This window comes from Priestia sp. SB1 (assembly GCF_038898415.1).
Genome location: NZ_JBBJSS010000028.1, coordinates 1 through 9,069 on the forward strand (window position 1 = coordinate 1; position 9,069 = coordinate 9,069).

11 protein-coding genes are annotated in these 9,069 nt (G+C 32.6%); 4 read left to right on the plus strand and 7 right to left on the minus strand.

Translation table 11 applies throughout. The features are described from left to right. Together WKH56_RS34835 and WKH56_RS34840 are read left to right on the plus strand one after the other, a co-directional pair. A partial coding sequence (locus WKH56_RS34835) for a MobA/MobL family protein (protein ID WP_342837821.1) occupies positions 1–1,590 on the plus strand: 1,590 nt, incomplete at its 5' end. 313 nt (positions 1,591–1,903) lie between these two features. Continuing rightward, positions 1,904–2,680 (plus strand): hypothetical protein, encoded by a 777-nt coding sequence (locus WKH56_RS34840; protein ID WP_342837823.1) that lies wholly within the window; start codon positions 1,904–1,906, stop codon positions 2,678–2,680. 252 nt (positions 2,681–2,932) lie between these two features. On the opposite strand, the gene WKH56_RS34845 is transcribed toward WKH56_RS34840, so the two are convergent. The 4 genes from WKH56_RS34845 to WKH56_RS34860 form a co-directional block, all read right to left on the minus strand. Continuing rightward, positions 2,933–3,325 (minus strand): hypothetical protein, encoded by a 393-nt coding sequence (locus WKH56_RS34845; protein WP_342837825.1) that lies wholly within the window; start codon positions 3,323–3,325, stop codon positions 2,933–2,935. A gap of 338 nt (positions 3,326–3,663) precedes the next feature. Beyond that, positions 3,664–4,086: a helix-turn-helix domain-containing protein gene (locus WKH56_RS34850; RefSeq protein ID WP_279621120.1), complete on the minus strand. Its 423-nt coding sequence runs from the start codon at positions 4,084–4,086 to the stop codon at positions 3,664–3,666. A gap of 197 nt (positions 4,087–4,283) precedes the next feature. Continuing rightward, positions 4,284–4,547 (minus strand): hypothetical protein, encoded by a 264-nt coding sequence (locus tag WKH56_RS34855; RefSeq protein ID WP_342837831.1) that lies wholly within the window; start codon positions 4,545–4,547, stop codon positions 4,284–4,286. 307 nt (positions 4,548–4,854) lie between these two features. Next, a complete protein-coding gene (locus tag WKH56_RS34860; protein WP_115655198.1) occupies positions 4,855–5,178 on the minus strand; it encodes a helix-turn-helix domain-containing protein in 324 nt (107 codons plus the stop codon). A gap of 415 nt (positions 5,179–5,593) precedes the next feature. Here WKH56_RS34860 and WKH56_RS34865 point away from each other — a divergent pair, with 415 nt between their 5' ends. Further along, the gene (locus WKH56_RS34865; protein ID WP_342837834.1) at positions 5,594–6,274 is read left to right on the plus strand and encodes a hypothetical protein; all 681 of its coding nucleotides are present in this window, start codon (positions 5,594–5,596) and stop codon (positions 6,272–6,274) included. A 390-nt stretch (positions 6,275–6,664) separates the two neighbouring features. Here WKH56_RS34865 and WKH56_RS34870 read toward each other — a convergent pair whose 3' ends face one another. The 3 genes from WKH56_RS34870 to WKH56_RS34880 form a co-directional block, all read right to left on the minus strand. Next, entirely contained in the window at positions 6,665–7,357 is a 693-nt protein-coding gene (locus WKH56_RS34870) for a Rep protein (protein WP_342837835.1), read from the minus strand. A 190-nt stretch (positions 7,358–7,547) separates the two neighbouring features. Continuing rightward, positions 7,548–7,961, minus strand: a complete 414-nt coding sequence (locus WKH56_RS34875) for a hypothetical protein (protein WP_342837837.1) — start codon at positions 7,959–7,961, stop codon at positions 7,548–7,550. Positions 7,962–7,980: 19 nt separating this feature from the next. After that, on the minus strand, positions 7,981–8,292 hold the full coding sequence (locus WKH56_RS34880) for an NIP7 pre-PUA domain-containing protein (protein ID WP_115655194.1): 312 nt from the start codon (positions 8,290–8,292) through the stop codon (positions 7,981–7,983). Positions 8,293–8,668: 376 nt separating this feature from the next. Here WKH56_RS34880 and WKH56_RS34885 point away from each other — a divergent pair. Next, positions 8,669–9,069 (plus strand): MobA/MobL family protein (locus WKH56_RS34885; protein WP_342837840.1); only part of this gene is annotated, 401 nt, incomplete at its 3' end.

Genomic DNA, 9,069 nt, shown 5'->3' on the forward strand with positions numbered 1-9,069 from the left:
CACATCATGTTAACAATGAGAAACGTAGACCAAAATGGCTTTGGCAAGAAGAATCGTGATTGGAATGCTGACTTTGCAAATGCCAAAGAAAACAATCGTGGTTACGTTAAAAACAGCGAAGGCTGCTTATCCATTCGTGAGCAATGGGCGAACTATGCAAACCAAGTATTAGAACAAGCCCATAGTAAAGAGCGTATTACGCACCTTTCTCATGAGAAACGTGGACTTGAAGTTCTTCCAACCATTCACTTAGGGCATGTGGCTCATGACATGGAGAAGAAAGGGAAGCAAAGCGAGCGTGGCCAAGTTAACCGAGAGCGCCAAGAGTATAACCAAATCGTTATAGACCTACAGGCTTACCGCCGCCAAAAAGAGGCTCATCTACAAAAAATGAAAGAAAAAGAGAAGCAATTTAGCTTCTCTACAGATGTTGAGAAAACGCAGATTCAAAAGGCTGCATCTCTTTTAAACCAAGAAGTCGTTTCCTTAGAAAGTATCTACAAACGCCATGAAGAACTACGCAAAATGAGCAATCGTCATGACCCAATTGAACGTCATTTCCATGTTCAACAACAACAGTTCCTTAACGTCAGTAATTCTTATGACCGTGTGAAGGCTTTGGAGCATGATATTAAGCAGAATGAAGAGAAAGTAGATGAACTCAAGGGATCACTCAATCCGTTTAAACTAAAAGAAAATAATATGATGAAACGTCGTTACCTTGATAAAATCTCTGATTTAGAAGGCAATAAAGCAAACTATGAAAGCAGCATCAAAGAATATAAAGAATCCCTTCGTTTTTCAAATGAAGAAGAATTCTACCAACGCTATCAAGAGTTCTCTCAACAAAAAGAAAATCGCCTTCATCAAATCAAATATGAGAAACAACAGATTCAAGTCGAAACAAAAACCTTGTTACAAGCAGAAGAAGCCATTAAAATGGCTAAAATTCGTGAAGTAAGCTCACATTATCCAGATTTAAAAACAGCTGGAACATACTTGAGCTATGACAATGCCTTAAAACTAGAGAAACATATAGATATGGCCAAAAAGACGCCAGTAACATTAGAAGTCATTGAAAAAGCGATTGGAAATCAAAAAGATGAGTTGTACAAACTAAAGAAAAATGTAAAAATCTTCGAAACAGAAAGAGATTATTTAAATACCATGAAGAATCAAGTTACGAACCTTAAAAAAATAGAAAAAGAACTTGATCAACTAAGTAATAGTCCTGGTGAAACAGCTAAACGATTGGTTTCGAAAAAAGCACGACAACATTACGAAGAATTACAGCATGAAGCCAATCATTACCGAGATAACCTTAAAGAAAAAGGATATAAAGGACCGGATGATTTAGAGAAGCGACAAGGCGAAATTAGAGAGCTTGAGAAAGATGTAATCCCCAATATAGAAAAGCAAATAAACACCAAGGAACAAGTCATAGGAACGATCTCAGGCATCTTTGATGCGATCCAACAAGCTACTCGTAGTGAAGAGCAAGCACAGCAAAGGCAGCAGCAACAGCTTAGAAAATTTAGAAGTAGCTCCATAAATAAATCCAAAGATCAAGGTCATGATTTTTCTCGTTAAAAAGAACAAAATTGCCTTAAGGCAATTTAAATCAACTTAAAGTTGTTTTATTATCATAATTACTTCTTTAATTAAACAAGCATTTATGATATGTTAATTTTGTCCAAATGTTTTATGTTTTAATATGTTTTACAAAATAAAAGGCAACTCTCTTATAAAGAGAATTGCCTTTTATTTTGTAAATTTTTCTGAATTTAGACAAAATTAGATAAATTTGGTTGTTTTACTCTCATGATTCTACTATACTTGTTAATTGTGATATGCTTTTTCCTTATATTACATATTAAAACAAAATATTGAAGGAGTGTTTGTAATGAGAAAGATTAAACCGTTAATTTTAACTGGAGCTATTGCATTCTCAAGTCTATTTACTATTAATTCTGTTGCTCAAGCTGAAGAAAAGTATGTACCATTAACAGAACAGAATTATAAGCAAATCGAAGCTAAAACACAAAATACAAAAGAATATTACAAATATGTTAAAGGTGAGTTAAAGAAACTAGATGTTGCTGATAAAAAAATTAACAATTTAATAAACAAATTGGAAAAAGGGCAAAAATGGGATTCCTTAAATCCATCAATGAAAGGTCAAGCAACTAAAGTAAAAATAGATAATAATACTACAAAATATGAATACCCAGATGGATCAGTATATGTGGAATCTCTTGATACATCTGATGCCAAGAAAGAAGTTGTTAAATCAAACACTGCAAATAACAAAGGTTATTCTGCACAAGCAACTATTGGTGGAGGTTCAACTAGTGGAGGCAGTGGCTATCAGATAGTAAAAGGAGCAAAAGTAACTGGAAGTGTAATTCTAGCAGGAGCAAGTTACAAAGTTGATTATCAATTAATTAACGGAGGGTATGACAAATTAAGTAGAATGTATGACAGAAATGTAACAGTTCCTGGATCAGGAGGTAATTATGAAATTGAAAGTTGGGGAGTGAAAAAGGGAACTGAAAATGCTGGTGGAAAAGCTTATGGAACTTTAAGATTTAAAGCTCAAAATGGAAGTTTAGGCTCTTCTACTTTGTATTTAAATACTTATGTTGGAAAAGATAAAGCTTCTGTATCAAGCAATATGTAAAAATAAATTAAAAGGCATTTTCATAAAATGAAAATGCCTTTTAATTTATTTTTTAGACTTTATAATTTTAAAGAAATATAAAACTGCAATTATTATTGCAATAGGTACGCCTATAACAAATATCCAATAGACTATCCCTAGTAAAGTAAACGTAGACGCGCTAATATCCATTATGCTTTCCTCCCAAGACCAAGGAATATTCTTAATTAATCTAATTATTAAGAATATTTTATTTGCATATGTCTTTATTTTTTATTTACTATTCAAGTCAATTTTTTCAGATTGATTATTCCAAGTAACTGTTAGAACTAATTGGTCTGACTCTACTGTCTTTTCACTAATTCTAGTACTACTTTCGCCTTCGAATTTACCTTCTTTATCTAGCTTGATAGCACCCATTCCCCATTGACCATTAGAGCCAGTTAGCTTAAATTCAAATTCATTTATAGAATTTAAATCATCACCTGTATAAGTTAAATTTATTTTTTTATTTTCCTTCTTATCTTTCCCAGGTGTCACTACAACATCAGCTGTCCAATAATCTCCTTTTCCGGAAAAATTCAAAGGTTTTTCTTCTTTACTTTGACACCCTACTAATGAAATAAAAAACAGAACTGTAAACAAAGCAATAAAAAATTTTTTCATGTTTTCCCCCATGTAATTTCTGAATTAATAAACATATAATATCATTTATAGAAAATTTTTTCTTTGTTTTTAGATAAATACTAGGCGGGACTATAGATTATAGACACAGAACATTTAAAAATTCATGAAAGTTTATTACTCAAAAGAAATACGATCTATACTATTTTTTATGAGCTGCAAAGTTTGTATAATATAGGCTTACAGCAAAATAAATTAATATTTGTTGTAAAGAGTGAAAGGCTAATTATAAAGTTTATAAACTAAATTTAAATATAGTTAACATAAAACCTTTTATAGGCACAAAAATAGGCTTTAAGTTCTCTTAAAGCCTATTGTACTTACCCTTCTTCTTTAAAATCCTTTTTTATAGTCCAAAACGTTTTCTTTAAATCATCATAAAAAAACATCGTTAAGAATCCTAATATTGTAACACCAGCTGAAAACGCTCCTAAATCTAAAAATAATCCTACAAATACAAGGATAATTCCAATCACAAAACCAGGATCTGATAAATCCTCAATTTTATTCTTTTTTTGATCGATTACTATTTTTTTCTGAAAAGAACGATCACCTTTAATTAGTTCATCTAACGTCACATTATATAAATCACTTAGCTTAATAAGATTTTCAATATCGGGATACCCTTTATTATTCTCCCACTTATATACAGCTTGTCTAGATACATTCATTTCTTGGGCCAATTCTTCCCTAGAAAGGTTTTTTTCTTCCCTCAGTCTTTGCAACTGTTCTCCCAATTCCATATGCCCTCACCTCTTATGTACCACTTTATAACATTTATGGTAAAACCACCACAAACACTTAGTAACATCGTGTAAACCATTGGTTAACAGAACGAAAATGATAGAAATAGCTTCCAAAATCGTTTAATATACACAACAACTTTACATAATCCAGATTACAGGAACCAAAAAGAGCACTTAATGTGCTCTTTTCCTCGTTACCTTATAGTACTTCTTAGAATCTTGTTAAATATTTTGTTTGAAATAAAGAAAACAAAATAAAAGAAAGCAATATTAAATACGATGCCTATTATATCAGGAGTTAATCTTGGACCTTTATAATATATTAAACAATCAGCAGGAAAGCCAAAATAATAATAATGTCCTTCAACCCTAATACCAACCTTTGGAATAAAAGCAAAAATTATAGTTGCGATAATACTAAGACTCCAGAATGATTTTAAACCACTTTTCTTCTTCATGAAATGCCCCTTACATAACTTTATATACCTTAATTACTTTAATTTAACAGAAGTTATCTAAGCAAACTACCCTCTTTATAGAAATTAAATGTGAATATCATATACAGAGCTAGTTTACATAAACACTCTTTCCGGAACACACAAAAAAAAAGAACCCTTATGGGAGTAGGGTTCTCGATGAGGCCATGTTTCTTCTTTATGCAGCTTTTTATACATCCTTGATACATCAGCATTTATAGCTAATATGAACGGAGGAAGAATGAATAAAAAGTACACTTTTTATTCATATTCAAATTAATGATAAACATTAATAATGATTTAAAATCATAGAAACTAGACCATATATCATACCCATGATAGGGAATATAATCCACCAAGGCCATTTGTACATCTTTTCTCCAGAATCCTTTATTATAATTTTTTCTTGAAAAGATTTATCACCTTTAATTAATTCATCTAAAGAAATTTTATATAAATCGCTTAATTTAATTAAATTATCTAAATCAGGATAGCAATTCCCATTTTCCCATTTAGAAATAGACTGTCTTGAAATATTTAATACCTTAGCCACATCTTCTTGAGAAAAATTATTCGCTTCTCTTTTTGCTTTTAAGTTATTAGCTAAATTCATAAATCAACACCCCTTAATATACTTTATAAATTAAATATATGAGAAGAACTATAAATAAACGAGCATACATTAGTTTGAATTGACGCAACCAACGGTTGCAACCACGCAAAAAATTAGTCATTACTAGCTATAACCAAGAAAGTTATAACTGTTACGACTGAGCTAGAAGAGCTAAAATCATAAAAATATGATACATTAGTTTTGGTCTATCTTTTACAAATTTCAACGTAGCAAAAAGAGCAACCTCGTTCATTGGCCAATGCCGAGGTTGCTCTTTTATTTTTTAACGGCCAAGTTAAATTTTACTAAGCTAAAGGATATAACAAAGGTCTCTCGAATTTATTTAAATAAAATTGTATCATATAAAGATCATAAAAGGATCACAACGATAACACATTAGGAACGGAGGCCAAGTATGAATGAGAAGCAGGATACAATAAATGCTGAAGAAATGGCCAAGCGATTAAATACAACTTCCAGTAATATTAGAAAATGGTGTATTGAACTAGAAAAGCATGGGTATGAGTTTATTAAAGATAATAGAAAAAAGCGTTACTATTCTGTTACTGATCAGTCATTATTATCAAACCTAAAATATGCTATTCAAGAAAAAAAGTTATCTCTTGAGATAGCTGCAATGACTGTCATACAGGGATTTGATAGAAACCGTTCCTCAGCAGGCACACAAGAGGAACACTTAAAAAAAGAAGAAAATAACCGTGAGTTAAGTGTGACTCAAGAACATAACAATCACACAACAGACGCTGTATTAAATACAATGAAAAATCAATTTGAACAGCAACAATCTATTAACAATAAATTACTAGAAATGTTAGATCATTATAAAGCTTCTTTAGAAGAGTCTGAGAACAGAAGACGATCAGAACAGGAACAGATGAACAAACAGTTAAAAGAACTTGAAGAACGCTTGGCCGTCAGAATTAGCGAACAAATAAGTAACCGAGATAAAGAAATGATGGAATATATACGTTCTTCTCAAAAACAACAGCAAGAGCAATATTTAGAAATAGCTGCTACACAACAAAATGAAGAAGAAGAGAAAAAAGGATTCTTTGCTCGATTATTAGGCAAGTAAAATAACTGGTTTGAAAGGCTGTCTATAGAGATGGCCTTTTAATTTTCAGCTTAAAATTTAATGTGTGCCTGATGACGCACACATTAAGAACATAAAAAGAGGTCCGCCTTGAGGCGGCCATATTGCCTTAATGGCTGATTTTTTAAAACGAAAAAAGTATAAAAAGACCCTTGCAATTCTAACAGCGAATTGCTATTAAATAATAGTGATAATAGGGGCTAACACAAAAAAACACTCCAAACCCTTGATATGACTGATCTGAAGGCAGTTTTGGGGGTGTATCGTTTTCGATACAAAAACAAACTGAAATGTATCGTTTTCGATACACCTAATATTTAACAAAATTAAAAAGCACTTTATATTTTCAAAGTGCTTTTTAAAAAAATAGTATTAAAAGAATCTAGCTGGTAATTTTACCTTTTTACCGTTTTGATCCTTAAGGTTTTTTAGAGAGTTTTGGAATAAACGCATCGTTAATCTATCTAATTGAACTTTGTTCTTACGTGGCGCACAAATCATAATATAAGGATTTACAATCCATGTTCGCGGACTAACAGTACGTCCGTTGTCTATTATTTGTCCTGCTCCTTCTGGATTAAGTAAAATCTCTTTTTCTTTTAAAGATTGCATTATTTTTGATGTATTTGCTCTTGTTTTACCAATCATTTCAGCAATATCAGAAACTGTTGCGGACTGAACAAGTTCATAATCATCTTCAAGATCTACAGTACTCTTCTTATTCTTTTTAAACTTATCTTCTCTTCGAATAATTGCATTACTTTTAAATTCTAAATATGGTTGAATTCTAAATAGAAAATCCCCTTCAGCTTGTGTTAAATAATCAATCTGATTTAATAAATCTAAATTCCTATGCATAGTCTGATTAAATGGCTCCCCTGCAAATGGATCTTTACTAGTTCCAACAAAATGGTCTTCACCTGTAATTTCTTTTAATTGTTCTAATAATGATTTTTTTAGATCTTCTGCTTTTTGAAAGGAGTTTTGATCTTTTTCAAAGTCTCTTAGTCTGGCTTTTTGCTCAGCTTTATCTAAAGAATTTTGTAAATCACTTACTTTTTTCATTTTTATAATTCCCCCGGTTTTTGTGGAAGGAATTAACCAACTTATGTTATAATGCTTTTATAATAATATGTACAACAGAAGGTTAACCCCTTCCTTAATATTTGTTTAAGAAGAAGTCCTCCGAGTCGACCAAAACTTGAGGGCTTTTTCTTATGTCTAATTTTCTACCAAATCTTTCATGAATGCAAGCCTATTTCGACTCCATTCGATGTTTTAACGCTGCAAGCAGCTTATCATCCACTCGCTTAGGCTTGTACCCCATCCGGTCTACCAAAAGACCCTCTATGAGCTTCATACGAGCCGTATAAAGGCGATATTCGCTTTCTCCAAACTCTATGACACTTTTATCAATCTCAGCCCCCTCTGGCGCTTTCTGAACCGTTCTCATCAAATTGTAGCTTTTTGAACGCTCTTCTCGAACCAATCGAAGCAAGATTAACAAATCATATGTGTGAAAACTTTGAAGCTCCTGGAATGACAAAGCTGAATCTTGTAAACTCACATATTCTTTAAGTTGAGGACGCTTTATGTGTAAAGATGCTCCACAAACAGAACATGTTTCGTACATAGAATTATTATCTGAATCACAATATAAACATTTCATCATAGGCTCCTACGGATCCTTATTCTTCAGAAACAGCTACTTCAGCTGCTGCTTTCGTTTTTTCTTTTACAACTACATCATGATTTAAAATCTTATCTTTGTTTTTACCTACATAAGATTGTAATGCCTTAGCAATTTTTTCTGCTTCTTCTTCACTTTGAATCTCAAAGTATTTCTCAAAAATCGCGCCGACTTGAATCAATCGTCTTGTTCTTTCTTTTCTCTCTTTTTCCTTTTTACGCACTTCAACTTGTTGTTTCTTCGCTTTCATCTTCTCAATTTTCTCTTCTAAATCCTGAAGAATTTCCTCATCTGTTCGCTTCCTCGACACCGATCATCATCTCCTTTTCTTATTCTCTAATGTTTAAATTGATTATATCAAAAATTGAGATAAATTGGTATCCTTAGCATAGATTCTTTCACCAGGATATGGTATAATTCTCTTAGATCGAAGAGATAAGAGCGCACTTATACATCGTACCGATGTGTGCGGTTCCTTCGGAACAAAAAGACAAAACCAAAGACCCATTCGCCTAGATGGCGAATTACATAAAACCTGTTTGCCTATCGGCAAAGATGAAAGCACCATCTGACACCTTTGGTGTTCATGATGATGCTTTCATCAAAAACGTTGATTAGCGCACTTTGTGCTCTCATCAACTTATTCCAAAAACAAAAATTCATTTAAAAGAAAGGAGGAAAGAATCATGGCTATTTACCATCTGTCGATGCAAATTATCAGCCGTTCAAAAGGACAATCAGCTGTCGCTGCAGCTGCTTATCGCAGTGGCGAAAAACTACATGATGAACGCACCGACGAGCAAAAGTTTTATGCTCGTGATGTACAACCGGAAACCATGATCCTGACTCCTTCTAATTCTCCAGAATGGATGAAAGACCGCAACCGTTTATGGAATGAAGTTGAAAAAGTAGAGAAGCGCAAAGACTCACAACTAGCACGCGAATTAAACATCGCGTTGCCAATTGAACTGAATCGAGACCAACAAAAAGAGCTCATTCAGTCTTTTGCACAACATGAATTTGTTCAAAAAGGAATGGTGGCCGATATCGCCATCCATCGTGACGATGCAAATAATCCTCACGCTCA